This is a genomic window from Chitinophaga sp., from assembly GCF_036569125.1.
Classification (GTDB): domain Bacteria; phylum Bacteroidota; class Bacteroidia; order Chitinophagales; family Chitinophagaceae; genus Chitinophaga.
On record NZ_DATCRF010000678.1, the window covers coordinates 1 to 12,850 of the forward strand.

Here is a 12,850-nt window from a genome sequence, read left to right on the forward strand (position 1 = left end):
GTGTAGGTACCTCCAACCGCCATGGCGCAGTAAGCATTGCCCAGCTGGAGCTGCTGCCCAAACCGCCGGGTGAGCGTACACCGTACATGCCCTGGCCTACCTATCCCATGGTGCTGAAAACATCTTCTTCTCACGAAGAAGGCGCTAACCGCCACTGGGCCATCGCCACCAAAGAATTTGTGGGCGATGAAAATGGAAACCTGAAAGGCCTGAAGCTGGTGGACATTCAATGGTCCACAGGTACCGACGGCCGTCCGGGTGGATTTTAAGAAGTACCGGGCTCTGAAAGGGAGATTCCCTGTGAGCTGGCGCTGCTGGCAATGGGTTTCACCAATCCACAGCACACCGGTATGCTGGATGATCTGGGTGTGGAAAAAGATGAACGCGGCAATGTAAAGGCTACTGAAAAAGCGTACCAGACCTCTGTTCCCAAAGTATTTACTGCCGGCGATATGCGCCGCGGACAATCTTTGGTGGTATGGGCTATCAGTGAAGGCCGGGAGTGCGCGCGTAAAGTAGATGAGTTCCTGATGGGTACTTCCCAGCTGGAAAGCAAGGATCAGTCCTTACAAGCAATGGCTATTTGATAACTTATATAAAGTTTTCTCATAAGCAGGTTTAGATTTTGTTGTAACCTTCAGCCGGGCTGGGTTTTTACCCGGCCCTTTCTTTTTACCAACCTTGCCGGAGAAGTAGTATTTTTATGATATTATACTATCCCTATGATCCGACTTTTACCGGCCATAACGCTGTTAATAGTATGTACTGTTTCCTGTACCGTAAGCGAAAGATCCAATAGTAAGATCCGGATGGAAACCTATCAGCCCAACAGCCGGCAAAAACAATATAAGAACCTCCTGATCGTAGCAGAGGGCTCGCTCCTGAGCCGCACCTATATTGAGAACATTGTATGGGCCATGAAACCCGGCCTGGAAAAAGCCAACCTTTCTTATCACTATGAGTTCCTGGGCAACCCGGAAAGGGTGAGCATAGAAAATAATCTGAAAAGGGCCATGGATGCCAACCCATCGGATGCGCTTTTACACATTCGCCCAATGGCGGCCATCGGTTATACAAGATCCACAAACGGCGCAATTCCCGATGGTATGCCTTACGCCAGCAGCACCTCCCTGCAGCGGGCAGCCTATTCTTTTGAGCTCACAGAAGTACAGGACAAACTAATTTGGGGCGGCCGCCTCACTACCAATATCCCCGAATATCCCCGCAGCATTTACCCGGTTATCAGTAAAAAAATATTAGCTGAGCTGAAAGAGAATAAGCTGCTGCCCGAAATAGCTGCCGCCGCTAAGTAAGCTTAACGGTATAAACCGTTCATCAGCAGGCACAAAAGGGCGGTTAAGCTATTAACAGGAACAGCCTGCCGCTTAGTAGCTAATTTTACAACATGTGCCGCCGGGCGTTCCTGTTAATATGCAGTCTGTTCATAAGTCTTTCCTGTATCCACGCACAGGATACTGCCGGCATTCCCTCCGGCGATGATTTTATTTTCAGCAGCACCCATCCCAAACGCGGTATTTACAGAAGCTTCAAAGAATTTCAGCAGAACGCACCTTCCGAAAGCGGGAACATAGTGGTAAAGAACCGCAGTTCCGCCGCGCAGATCTATCTGCTGGCCAACCGCAATGAGCTGCACGTGGTGGATAGCAGCGGCCAGGAACATAAGGTAAAAGATTACTGGGGATTTTCTGACGGCACAAATGTGTACATCCGGGACAATGGCCTCAACAAGCTGGAGGAAATTGGTTACTACTGTTTATACGAGATCCACGCCATAACCGCCACGCCGGTGGCCAATCCTGCCTCCGTAACGTTTAACGCCGTGCCGCCACCGAGCGTAAAGAAAAAAGTGATCAACATTATTACCGGACAAGTATATGACCTAACCCTCTACAATCTCAGGAAATATATCCTCCCACAGGACCAGACCTTACTGGATACTTTTAATACCGATGCAAAAAAGCGGGACCGCATGGAGTACTATATCCGCTGGTTTAACGAGCGTAATACCCCGGTGCTGTAAATTATCATAGCCCCTGCCATCCGCCACATATTGGGTAGGTACAAATTTTGCTACCTCTACCAGCAGCACCATACATTTACCAAAGTATTTATTTTCAGTAAATTACCGAGTAATTTTTCATAGTGACAGTAGCTGAAACTCCCGAGGACAAACATCATCGCGGTCGCCCCTGGTGGCGCTGGCTTTTATGGATCATCATTGCCATATTGTTATTGCCAGTGATGGCTGTGTTATTGCTTCAACTCACACCCGTACAGGATTACCTGCGCCGGCAGGGAGAGCTATACCTGCAAAGCAAGCTGCATACAAAAGTTAAGATCGGCTACCTGCGCGCCCGCGGCTGGCAATACCTTGAGCTGCGCAATGTATACGTAGCGGATACCGCTCAGCAGGCCCTCTTATATTCCGGCTCCCTGAAAGTACATTACAACCTGCTTTCCCTGCTCAATAATGAGCTGCGCATCAATAAGCTGGAATGGGATACGGTGCTGGTAAATGTGTACCGGCATGGCGCAGATAGTATATATAATTACCAGTTCATAGTAAATGCCTTTACCAGCCCGGATACTACACCGGATACGCTGGCGCCGGAAACCGGCACCACCATGCAGTTCCGCATTAAAGATGTGGCCATGCGGCAGGTGCGCTTAAGCTATGTGGACGACCTGGGCGGCATGCATGCAGTGCTGCACTGGAAAACCCTGCAGATAGACCCGGATGATCTGCTGGTGAATGATGGTGTATATGCTTTCCGCGGTATTACGCTGGATGGGTTAACGGGTTTCTTCCGCCAGGCCTACCGCCTGAAAGCCACTGCTGCCGCAGCCCCGCCGCCACCGGATGCAGATACCACCACAGCGCCTTTTCACCTGCTGCTGAAAAAATTACAGCTCAGCAACAGCACTTTCTGGTATGAGAGTGAGGACATAGGCATTTCCACCGCGTGGAAAGTAGGCCGCTTCCAGATCACCAACGCTAATATCGACCAGGATTCTACCCATGTACAAATAGAGAATATTGACCTTCGCAGCACCAGGGGCATTGTAACTATGTCTATGCCTAAAGATACCAGTGCGCCGGTATCAGACAGCAGCGCACCCAATACCTGGCGGGTAAATACCGGCCAGGCTTTGTTTGAGAAGCTAACGGTTAAATACGATAATAATACCGGCCCTGCCCCGCGCGGCGCAGGCGCAGGCAATCCGGATTATAATCACCTGTTCATCCGGGATTTTACTACCCGCGTAAAGGATATTAATTACAATGCAGGTACTGTAAGCGCCGTGCTGCAGCAGCTAAGCATGCGGGAGCAGTCATCCGGCCTGGCAGTGAAGCGGGCGCACATGAATTTTTTGTTTACCCCGCGGGTGCTGGCCTTGAATGATCTGCTGCTGGAAACCAACCAGTCCATACTGCGGAAACAAATCGTTGTTACCGTACCTTCCTGGACCACGGTGGCCGATCACCTGGATCAGCTGCAGCTGCGCGCCAACCTGGACTCTACCCGTATTGTGCTGAATGAGTTCATGCCCTTTGTGCCGGATGCGCATAGTAAGTACATGCAGCCATTATGGGGCAAGCAGCTGTTCATACATTCGGTTATGAGAGGCAGCATGTCGCGCCTGGAAATTCCACAGCTCTACATACGTGATAATGTGGGTAACCTGGTACAGGCTAAGGGAGAGATCTTTTATTCACAAAATACAGACAGCATACGCGCCAACCTGCCGGAGCTGCTGCTGCAAAGCGGCAACAAACCGCTGCGGGCCTGGCTGCCGCCCGGCACCATGCCGGATTCCATCCGCCTGCCGGAACAAATGCTTATCACCGGCTCTTTCCAGGGCGGCATGGCCAATCTGCAAACAGAGCTGCAGCTGAAAAGCGACCTGGCAAACGCAAACCTGAGCGCTCACCTGGTAAATATTATGGATAGCCTGCGTGCCAGCTACTCCGTGAATGTACCTTATTTTCATGTGAACCCCGGCCGTATGTTGTATGATACTACCATCGGCTGGATCAATGGGCGTTTGGAAGCAGAAGGTAAAGGCTATGAGATCAATACCATGGCAGCCAATGCTGCGCTGGCATTAAACAGCGCTACCTATAACGGCTATACGTACCAGGGGATTAATATGAAAGCCGGCATCCGCGCTGGGGATTTCAATGCCTCCGGTGAAAGTGAAGATTCTTCCCTGAACATGGTATTTGACGTAGCCGGCCGCATACAGGATACCCTGCTGCAAAACCTGCAGGCCAACCTGCAGCTCACTAAGGCCGACCTGTATGCTACGCATTTTTATACAGATCCCATGCAGCTGAAAGGCGATCTCACAGCAGATTTCAGCAGCCTTACACCCACCCGCATTATAGGCAATGCTAACCTCACCGGCTGGCAAATAGCTACTAACGGGCAGGTATTCCCCATTGATACAGTAGCATTAATAGCAGAATACCAGGACCAGCAATACCTGACCCTGCAAGGGCCTTTTGGCTTTATAAAAGCCAATGGCATGGTGGATTATACAAAGGTAGGCGCTGCATTCAGCGGCATTATCAGCAAACCGTTACAACCGCTGGATAGCTCACGCATTGTAACCCTGCCCCCCGGCCAGCTGCTGCAATGGACGGCCGCATTAACCTGGCCGCGCAGCCTGCAGGCCATGGCGCCCGGCCTGCGCATGAACCAGCCCATAAATATATGGGGCCGCCTGAATTCAGATAGCAGCCTGCTGGTAATGAAAGCCACCTTACCAAAACTAACATACGATTCCCTGCATGTGGATAGCCTGCTGGTAGACGCCCGTATACAGGATACCGCCATGAATGCAGCTGTTTCCCTGGCAGCGCTGCGCCACCCGGTAGCCCCGCTGAACCATACGGAGCTGCTGGCTAACGCCAACATAGGTAAGCTGCACTGGAACCTGAATGTGGATGATCCGGCCCGCAAGCCTAAATACAAAGTAGGCGGCCTGGTACAATTTTTACCGGACAGCGTAATTGCGCTTTCCCTGGACCGGGAGCTGCTGCTGAACAAACAACAGTGGACGGTGGCCGACAGTAACCTGGTGCGCCTGCATAACGGTATGCCGGATACTGCCAACCTGAAACTCTCTTACCGGGAACAATCCATTCAATTACAAACCCGGCCGGATAGCAGCAATAGCCGCTTACCCGCGCTGCAGGCTAATATTAAGGACTTTCAGCTGGCCACTATTACCGGCCTGCTGGCAGCAGATACAGTGCTGGCCACCGGTGTGCTGAATGGCCAGGCCAACGTGAGCAATCTCAGTAACACACCTTTGGTAGCCAGCACCCTGAAAATTGACAGCCTAACGTTCAGGAATACACGCCTGGGCACATTGAACGCCGATCTTAAAACGCCGGCGCCCAACACTTATGCCATTAATGCCGGGCTGGTTGGGAATGATAACGACCTGCAGGTACAGGCCACCTATGATACGGCTATTAATGCCAAAGTGAATATTAACCATCTGAACGTAGCCGTGATAGAGCCTTTCACCTTTGGCAATGTTACGCGTATGCACGGCAGCGCCAACGGGCAGTTTAATATTACCGGCACTACTGATAAGCCCAAGGTATTGGGCAACCTTCATTTTAATGATGCCGGCGGCACCATTACCTATGTAGGCGCACCGCTCACCCTGCCGGATGAGGAAATTGTGCTGGACGAAAAAGGTATTGCCTTTAACAAATTTGTGATTGCCGATAGCCTGGGTAATGAGCTGATCGTAAATGGCCGGGTAAACAGCACTGATTTTACCAACTACCGCTTTAACCTGGATGTGAATGCAGATAACTTTATGGTGCTGGGCAAACAGCAGAACCCCGATCAATTGTTCTATGGCCCTGCATTTATAGACAGCCGTATTAAAATACGGGGTAACATGGACCTGCCGCGTATTGATGCTTATGTAAAGCTGCGCGATAAATCCAAGGTAACGGTTACCATTCCGCAAACGAACCCCGGCGTAGCTAACAGGGAAGGTGTAATGGTGTTTGTAGATAAAGATGCGCCGGTGGATTCAGCGCTTATTAAAGCGCAGGACAGCGCACGGTTTGAGAACCCGCGCCTGCAGGGTATAAACTTCAGCGGTAATGCGGAGATAACACCGGAATCCACCATCAAAATAATTATCGATCCGCAGAATGGTGATTATGTGGAAGCTAAAGGCAGCACCAACCTCAATGCCACGCTGGATGCCAGCAGCAAGCTGAGTTTAACCGGCCGGTACGAGATCCAGGAAGGTAAATACCAGATGTCGTTATACGAGGTGATCAAACGCTCCTTTGCCATTGAAAAAGGAAGCGCCATCACTTTTAATGGCGATGCGATGGATGCCACGCTGGATATTACTGCCAAGTATACGGTAAATGCACCAGCGGCCGACCTGGTATCTGACCAGCTTTCCAACATGGATGCCAGCTCCCGTAACCGCTACCGCCAGCGCCTGCCTTTTGAGGTGTACATGTACATTAAAGGCGACCTGCTGAAACCGCAAATTTCATTTATGCTGGATATGCCGGAGGCAGAACGTAATGCCTTCAGCGGCACGGTATATAACCGCTTAAAACAAATTAACCAGATAGAATCTGAGCTGAATAAGCAGGTAATGGGCCTGCTGGTGCTGAACTCATTTATACCCGATGATCCCGGCGCTACAGAAAGCGAAGGTGTGGATGTTGGCCGGGAAGCGCGTAAGAGCGTAAGTAAGATCTTATCCCAGCAAATGAACAACCTGGCCGGCAACCTCATTAAAGGGGTGGATATTAACTTTGACCTGCAGCAGAATGAGGACTATTCCACCGGCTCCGCCAAAGAAAATACCACGTTGAATGTAGGCGTATCCAAAGCCCTGTTCAATGATCGTTTAACCGTTTCCGTTGGCTCCAATGTGCTGCTGGAAGGGGATGCCGCCACCAGCAATACCAGCAACCTGGTTGGTGATATTTCTGTGGATTACAAGCTTACCCGCGACGGGCGTTACCGCGTACGCATTTACCAGCGTAACACGAACGAAACCGTGGTGGAAGGACAGGTGGTGGAAACCGGCGCCGCATTTATGCTGGTAATAGATTATGACAAGTTCCGCGAGATCTTTGGCCGCTCCAAAAAGGAAAAGCAACAGGAAAAGATCCGCAAAAACAATCAAAAGAAATCCTCCAAGAAATAATTGAATATTGCGAACTAACTATTCACATATCGTTCTGTTAATGGCCGGCCTTTGTATCTGCGCCTGCAGCACTACACGCACCGTTCCGGAAGGCGACCGGCTGTATACCGGCACCACTATAAAGTGGGATGGTAAAAAGCCCGGCGATTATGCCACGCTGGTGGAAAACCTGGAAAGCAGCGCACGCCCTAAACCTAACCGCAAGTTCCTGGGTATGCCCATACGCCTGTGGTTATATAACCTGGGTAATGAGCCGAAAGGCAAAGGGCTTAATTACCTGCTGCGTAATAAGTGGGGCGAGCCGCCGGTTCTGTTAAGCTCCGCCAAAAGGGATTATACCTCCAATGTATTGCAGCAATACCTGGTAGACAATGGTTACTTCCAGGCCGGCGTAGTATCCGACATAAAATATAAGGGTAAGAAAAAAGCCACCGGCGTGTATACCGCCACACCTGAGCTGCGCTATACTATTAAGAGCGTTACCTATGTAACAGATAGCTCACAGCTGGGCCGGGCTATTGCGGCAGCTACAGATCATTCCTCGCTGGTGATAGGTAAAAATTACAGCCTGGATAGTGTGAAGGCCGAAAGGGAACGTTTACATAACCGCTTAAAAGAGCAGGGCTATTATTACTTCACTGCCGATCATTTGCTGGTGGAAGTAGACAGCACGCAGAATGATGGTACGGTGAATATGTTTGTTACGGTAAAGAAAGATATTTCACCCCTGGCGCGCAAGCCGTACTATATGCGTAAGATCACCCTGTTCCCGAACTACTCGCTGGACCAGGATACTGCAACCAACCGCATTAACAGGAACGAGGTAACATTATACCGCAACTTTGGCGTAGTGGACCCGGAAAAAAAGTTCAGGCCCCTTATATTCCGCCGCTCGGTGTTCCTGAAGCCGGATAGCCTGTACCGTTTAAGCAACCACGATATTACCCTGCAGCGGCTTATTGGCCTGGGCAATTTTAAGTTTGTGAAAGGCCAGTTCCGCACGGTGCGCGACCGTGACAGCAGTGTTAATAACAGAAGGGATACCTCCATAAGAAGGGATAGCAGCAGTTACAGGAATAGCTACAGCATTAACAGGCGGGATAGTAGCTACAGAACCCGGCTCCTGTCAGATACCGGCCGGCTGGATGCTACCTTTTACCTTACGCCTTACCCGCAGTATTCCCTGCAGGCGGAGCTGCGCGGCACCTCCAAATCCAACAACTTTGTAGGTTCCGAAGTAAAGGTAACCCAACGTAACCGCAACTGGCGGCGGGCCGCCAACCTGCTGGAAGTATCTGTATCCGGCGGTATGGAATGGCAAACCGGCGGGCAGCTGGTAAGCGCCAATTCGTATAGCCTGAAGGGTGAGGTGGCCTTAACGGTGCCACGTTTCATTTCCCCTGTAAGAAGATTGTTAAACATCCGCACGCCTTATGTGCCGCGCACACGTATTAGCCTCAGCTATGAGCTGTTCAGCCGGCAAAACCTCTATAACCTGAACGCGTATACGTTCCAGTGGCAGTACCTCTGGCGGCAAACACGCTTCCTGGAACATAACTGGGCGCCCGTTTCCATTACCTATGTGCTGCCCACCAGCACTACCCCGGGTTACGATAGTATCTTAAAGGTAGATCCTGTGCAGCGCAGGGCCATAGAAAAACAGTTTATACTGGGCGCTAATTATAACATTACCTATAACAACCAGGAGCCTAACCGTATCCATAGTTTTTACCTGAACGGTAATATAGATATATCCGGTAATGTAGCCGGTTTAATAGTGCCCAAAGGCGACAGTGGCAGAACACTGTTCGGCAGCCCCTTTGCGCAGTATGTAAGGCTGAATGGCGATGTACGGCACTACTGGCAGCTAAGCAAGAACAACCTGTGGGTGAACCGCTTTTTTGCCGGCTACGGCCTGCCTTATGGCAACTCCAGGACCCTGCCTTTTGTAAAACAGTTCTTTACCGGCGGTAGCAGCAGCTTACGCGGTTTCCGTGCCAGAACATTAGGCCCTGGCACTTACCGCGATACCAGCAGCCGTTACCTGGCCAATGAAGCAGGCGATATTAAGCTTGAGTTCAACTCCGAATTGCGTGTGCACCTGGTAAGTGTGCTCAATGCTGCGTTGTTTGTAGATGCTGGTAATATCTGGCTGCAAAAAAGTGATACCAACAGGATAGGCGGGCAATTCAGCGGGCATTTCCTGAAAGATATTGCAGTGGATGCAGGTGTTGGGTTGCGTATAGATGCTTCTATTGTAGTAGTGCGGCTTGACCTTGCCTTTCCCCTGCGTAAGCCCTGGCTGCCGGAAAATGAACGATGGGTGTTAAAAGATGTTCGCTTTGGCGATCCGGATTGGCGTAAGGATAACCTGATCCTGAACATAGCCATCGGCTACCCGTTCTAACGCTGGAAAACACATGAAAAAAGGACTATATTTGTAAAACAACCCTTTGCATGCTCATATCCCGGTCCATACATTACTATACCTTACTGGCGGTTTGCCTGTTCCTGCTGTGCTCCTGCGCCCGGCAGATCACGGAAAGCGGAAAAGCCTCTTATTACGCAGATAAGTTTGAAGGCCGTAAAACAGCCAGCGGTGAAACGTTTCATCAAAGCGCCATGACAGGCGCACACCGTACCTTACCTTTTGGCACCAAAGTGAAGGTTATAAACCTGGCCAACGGCCGATCCGTAAAAGTAAAGATCAACGACCGCGGTCCCTTTGCACAAGGCCGCATCATAGACCTCTCCAAAAAAGCAGCCCGTAAGCTGGGCATCGTGGAAACCGGCGTAGCACCGGTGGACATTAAGTACAAGAAAAAGAAATAACACGCAGATACAATTACGAATTATTTAATTACGAATTACGAATGGGGCAAGCCCTTTCATACCAAGTGCAAAACGCTGTATGCAGTACCTGATGGAGGTATTTTATACTTCCATTAAGCTAAGCACACAGCGTTCTTGTTAAACTCAATTCGTAATTCGTAATTAAATAATTTGTAATTAAGCATGTATCCCTTCCGCAATCTCCTCCACCATCTTTTTACAAAAGGCAGGCAGATCCTTCGGGCTGCGGCTGGTTACCAAACCATTATCCACCACCACTTCCTTATCTTCCCACTGCGCACCGGCATTAACTAAATCTGTTTTAATACTGGGGTAAGAGGTTACAGTACGGCCGGCCAGCTCACCGGTTTCAATTAAGGTCCAGGGACCATGGCAAATGGCAGCAATCGGTTTGCTGTCGTCAAAGAAACCGCCTACAAAAGCTACTGCATCTGCATTTACCCTTAACTGATCCGGGTTTAATACACCACCGGGTAATACCAGGGCATCATAGTCTTTTGAGTTGGCCTGGTCAACGGTTTTATCCACATCATACTCGCCGCCCCAGTCTTTTTCAGCCCAGGCTTTTACTTTGCCGCCGTGTAATGATATTATATCTACCTGTGCATCGGCATCTTTCAGTGCCTCTAATGGTTTTGTAAATTCAGATTCTTCAAACCCATCTGCTATCAGTATAGCTACCTTCTTGTTGCTGAGTTGCTTTTCCATAAGATCCGTTTTATAGTTGTTAACAAAATTTATTTTCTCATTTATCTGCGGGATGCGAGGCCGGTGCCTTTTCCCGGTAATAGAACAGGTCCTGGTTCGCAGGTCCGTTAATTACTTTTCCTTTGTAGGTGAACCGGCTGCCATGGCAGGGGCAGTCCCAGCTTTTCTCATCCGCATTCCATTGTATAATACAGCTTAGATGTGTGCATGCTGCAGATACAATGTGCAGGTCATCCTCTTCATCGCGGTAAATACCATATTTATTTCTCCCCAGCTCTACTATCTTTCCTTCATCCTGCTGAATGGAGGAAAGCTCCACCACATCCGCATCATACGGGTATTCTTTCATGTAGCGGAATAAGCCGCCGGCAAATTCTTTTATCCAGGTTTTACCGGAACGGAAATATTTGAACCGTTGCGGATCGTATATTTTTTTCCAGGGATTTACCTGCCCCAATATCAGGTCCGGTATCAGCAAAGCCGCTATGGTAGCATGTGTAAGGCCGTTACCGGAATCGCCGGTAACAATAAATACATTGTCTTTATCCCCGGGGTTACGGCCTATGTAGGCCAGTGAATCCATGGGCTCCATTACCTGGCCCGACCAGCGGTAAATAATTTCTTCTATATTAAATTTCCCACGCACCCAGCTTTCCAGGTGCCGGTACCGTTCCTCATCCGTAATAGGTTCTGCAAAAGCCAGGCCTGTAGCATGGTCTTCACCACCGCATATCAGCAGATCATGCTTTTCATCATAAGCCTGTATGCGTACGTAATGGTAGGGTGGTATGGAAGCATTGGTGTGGTAGTCGCCGGTATCCCACCACAATGCATGCGGAATACTATCTTTTGCTACCAGCCCGCCAATTACATAGGTGCGGTAAGCAAACTGCTTTAAGTGAATGGCGTATTTATCATTTACCGGTGAGTTGGTGGCCACTACCACAAAGCTGGCGTGCACCCGCATGCCCTGGTCTGTAACAATACCGGTATGGTCTATAGATTCCGCTTTGGTAGAGGTAAATATTTTTCCACCATTTGCGGTAATGGCGTTACACAAACCATGTAAATATTTTAAAGGATGGAATTGTGCCTGGTTGGCAAATGCAAGGCCGGGACCTACCTGGGGCAGGCCGGGTACGGCATCCAGCAAAGCTACATCCAGCCCGGCTTCCCGGGTAGCGTTATATTCTTTTTCCAGCGAATCTGCTTTATCAGAAGGGTGCAGGAATAAGTAACCGGTCACTCTTTCAAAATCACATACAATGCCTTCTGTTTGTATGATCTGCTCTATGGTATCAATCGCCGTGCGGTGGCTGTCTGCTATATGGCGGATGCCTTCTTTTCCAAATACTTTTTCCAGGTGATAATAACGGTCGTCCAGTGCAGCTACCAGGTGCGCAGTAGTACGTCCGCTTTCCCCGCTGCCTATGGCGCCATCCTCTACTAACACTACTTTTTTGCCCAGCATGGTTAAGCGGTAGGCAATGCTTACACCTGCCATACCACCACCAATAATTACCACATCTGTTTCCAGGTCTTCCTGCAGGGGCTCATATTGCAGGGTCTGCAAAGAATCCAGCCAGTAGCTGCTGTGTATGCCGGAGGTAATATTACTTTCAATTCCTTTATGCTCATTTTGCTGCGCTTGCTCCATAAATCACGCATTTAGGTGTAAGTAATAACAACAAAAACGGTTCCAGTAGTGCCTACGGTGCAGTGCGCTTTATTATGCACACTATTTCCGTAAAGAAGTGTGTATACATTACTACGTTATGCGGGAAATTATTGAATGGCGGCAGTATCGGTTAAGGATTGCATAAAGGCGATCACATCCTGCTGCTCCTGCTGGTTCAGATGCAGTGAATCTGTGGGCAGGGTTTGTCCCTGCAGCTGCATACCCATGCCGGCGCCACCACCGTTATTGTAAAAAGTGAGCACTTCCTCCAGCGTATTAAATACGCCGTTATGCATGTAAGGCGCAGTAAGGGCTACATTGCGCAGGGTAGGGGTTTTAAACGCATAGCGGTATAAGGCTATGTGGTGCACATTATAT

7 protein-coding genes and 3 pseudogenes are annotated in these 12,850 nt (G+C 49.7%); 7 read left to right on the forward strand and 3 right to left on the reverse strand.

Features of this window, described 5'->3' with window-relative positions; all coding sequences use genetic code 11:
* From gltD to VIM87_RS25220, 7 genes and pseudogenes are all read left to right on the forward strand, one after another.
* Window positions 1-269, forward strand: a pseudogene (gene gltD, locus VIM87_RS25190) (glutamate synthase); the annotation flags it as partial.
* Between the two features lie 21 nt (window positions 270-290).
* Window positions 291-587: pseudogene (locus VIM87_RS25195) on the forward strand (FAD-dependent oxidoreductase); the annotation flags it as partial.
* A gap of 135 nt (window positions 588-722) precedes the next feature.
* A complete protein-coding gene (locus VIM87_RS25200) occupies window positions 723-1,313 on the forward strand; it encodes a hypothetical protein (RefSeq protein WP_331999665.1) in 591 nt (196 codons plus the stop codon).
* Between the two features lie 92 nt (window positions 1,314-1,405).
* The gene (locus VIM87_RS25205) at window positions 1,406-2,041 is read left to right on the forward strand and encodes a hypothetical protein (protein ID WP_331999666.1); all 636 of its coding nucleotides are present in this window, start codon (window positions 1,406-1,408) and stop codon (window positions 2,039-2,041) included.
* Window positions 2,042-2,163: 122 nt separating this feature from the next.
* Window positions 2,164-7,233, forward strand: coding sequence for a translocation/assembly module TamB domain-containing protein (locus VIM87_RS25210; protein WP_331999667.1), 5,070 nt, complete (start codon window positions 2,164-2,166; stop codon window positions 7,231-7,233).
* A 7-nt stretch (window positions 7,234-7,240) separates the two neighbouring features.
* Entirely contained in the window at window positions 7,241-9,640 is a 2,400-nt protein-coding gene (locus VIM87_RS25215; protein WP_331999668.1) for a BamA/TamA family outer membrane protein, read from the forward strand.
* 50 nt (window positions 9,641-9,690) lie between these two features.
* Window positions 9,691-10,065 (forward strand): septal ring lytic transglycosylase RlpA family protein, encoded by a 375-nt coding sequence (locus VIM87_RS25220; protein WP_331999669.1) that lies wholly within the window; start codon window positions 9,691-9,693, stop codon window positions 10,063-10,065.
* Window positions 10,066-10,242: 177 nt separating this feature from the next.
* Here VIM87_RS25220 and VIM87_RS25225 read toward each other — a convergent pair whose 3' ends face one another.
* The 3 genes and pseudogenes from VIM87_RS25225 to VIM87_RS25235 all read right to left on the reverse strand — a co-directional run.
* Window positions 10,243-10,794 (reverse strand): type 1 glutamine amidotransferase domain-containing protein, encoded by a 552-nt coding sequence (locus VIM87_RS25225; RefSeq protein WP_331999670.1) that lies wholly within the window; start codon window positions 10,792-10,794, stop codon window positions 10,243-10,245.
* A gap of 37 nt (window positions 10,795-10,831) precedes the next feature.
* Window positions 10,832-12,451, reverse strand: a complete 1,620-nt coding sequence (locus VIM87_RS25230; RefSeq protein ID WP_331999671.1) for an FAD-dependent oxidoreductase — start codon at window positions 12,449-12,451, stop codon at window positions 10,832-10,834.
* A 128-nt stretch (window positions 12,452-12,579) separates the two neighbouring features.
* A pseudogene (locus VIM87_RS25235) lies at window positions 12,580-12,850 on the reverse strand (cytochrome C peroxidase); the annotation flags it as partial.

Excerpts from the sequence above, each read along its gene's own strand:
- VIM87_RS25200 (WP_331999665.1), top strand. The coding sequence starts at position 723 with ATGATCCGACTTTTACCGGCCATAACGCTGTTAATAGTATGTACTGTT.
- VIM87_RS25205 (WP_331999666.1), top strand. The coding sequence starts at position 1,406 with ATGTGCCGCCGGGCGTTCCTGTTAATATGCAGTCTGTTCATAAGTCTT.
- VIM87_RS25220 (WP_331999669.1), top strand. The coding sequence starts at position 9,691 with ATGCTCATATCCCGGTCCATACATTACTATACCTTACTGGCGGTTTGC.
- VIM87_RS25225 (WP_331999670.1), bottom strand. The coding sequence starts at position 10,794 with ATGGAAAAGCAACTCAGCAACAAGAAGGTAGCTATACTGATAGCAGAT.
- VIM87_RS25230 (WP_331999671.1), bottom strand. The coding sequence starts at position 12,451 with ATGGAGCAAGCGCAGCAAAATGAGCATAAAGGAATTGAAAGTAATATT.